We start from the raw sequence: 1,203 nt of genomic DNA, 5'->3' as shown, positions 1-1,203 counted from the left end.
TATTAGCCGGGACTTGATCTGACAGGTAGTCGGGCCGACAAAGAACGAGTCATCAATGGGGGATGAGTTTCTCCTTGGCGAGATCGAGCGAATCGAGGAAAGTGCGCATCGGCGTCTTGCCGTAACACCAGCGCCCCTGATGCTCTCGTTCATTGTTGTACTGGTCGAGCCACGCATCAAGGTCCGTCTGCAAGGTGGCGATCGAGTCGTAGATCTTCTTGCGGAAGACGATGCGATAGAACTCGTTGAGCATGGTCTTGTGCAGCCGTTCGACGATCCCGTTGGTTTGCGGCGACTTGGCCTTGGTTCGGGTATGGTCGATGTCCTCCAAGGCCAGATACAGCTCGTATTCGTGATGCTCGGGGTTGCCGCAGTATTCGGTGCCGCGGTCTGTCAGCACGCGTAGCAGCGGAATGCCAAAGCCGTCGAAGAACGGGACAACGCGATCGTTGAGCAGGTCCGCCGCCGGCAAGGGTGTCTTGCGATCGTAGAGCTTGGCGAACGCAACCTTCGAGTAGGTATCGACGAAAGTTTGCTGGTAGACACGGCCGACGCCCTTGAGGCTGCCGACATAGAACGTATCCTGCGCGCCGCAGTAGCCCGGACATTCGGACTCGAATTCGCCGTGCACTTCCTTCTCGTGCTTGGCTCGTTCGAGCGCGACGAGCTGCGCCTCGGTCAGCACCAACCCCTCCTGGGCGGACTTGGCTTCCAAGGCCTTCAGGCGCTTCGGCATGGTCTCCAGATCGTGGCGCAACCAGATGCTACGGACGCCTTGGGGCGAGACGGACAGAGCATGCCGTTTGAGGACCTCGTTGGCGATACGCACCTGACCGTAGGCTGGCAATTCGAGGGCCAGTTCGACAACGGCGGCCTCGACCTGCGGATCCACGCGGTTCTTGAGCAGCGGCCGGTGGTGGGAAATCTCCTGCAGCGCAGCTTCACCGCCTCGATCGTACAGTTCCTTAAATCGGTAGAAGCTGTCGCGCGAGTAACCCATCACGCGACAGGCCTGGCTGACGTTGCCGAGCTGCCGGGCCAACTCGAGTATGCCGACCTTGGCACGAATTACCTTCTGCTCCTGAGTCATGGTGGACTCCTTGCTGTTCGCGGCGCGCATTGCCGCTGCGGGCTACGCCCTTCGCGCTAATGCGCGCCAGCATGAAAAACCAACCACTGTCAGATTTAGTCTAGTCCACCGCA

The 1,203-nt window shown here is 59.7% G+C and carries 1 protein-coding gene; it reads right to left on the bottom strand.

Going from position 1 to position 1,203, the window contains the following annotated elements; genetic code table 11:
• Positions 1-52: 52 nt before the first annotated feature.
• Complete coding sequence (locus FFS49_RS41795) at positions 53-1,090, bottom strand: IS481 family transposase (protein WP_059452523.1); 1,038 nt, start codon at positions 1,088-1,090, stop codon at positions 53-55.
• Positions 1,091-1,203 lie beyond the last annotated feature (113 nt).

It is taken from the genome of Burkholderia sp. 4NA327C6, from assembly GCF_005502655.1.
In the GTDB taxonomy this organism is placed as follows: Bacteria; Pseudomonadota; Gammaproteobacteria; order Burkholderiales; family Burkholderiaceae; genus Burkholderia; species Burkholderia contaminans.
This window is presented reverse-complemented; position numbering and strand designations above follow the sequence as displayed.

Excerpts from the sequence above, each read along its gene's own strand:
- FFS49_RS41795 (WP_059452523.1), bottom strand. The coding sequence starts at position 1,090 with ATGACTCAGGAGCAGAAGGTAATTCGTGCCAAGGTCGGCATACTCGAG.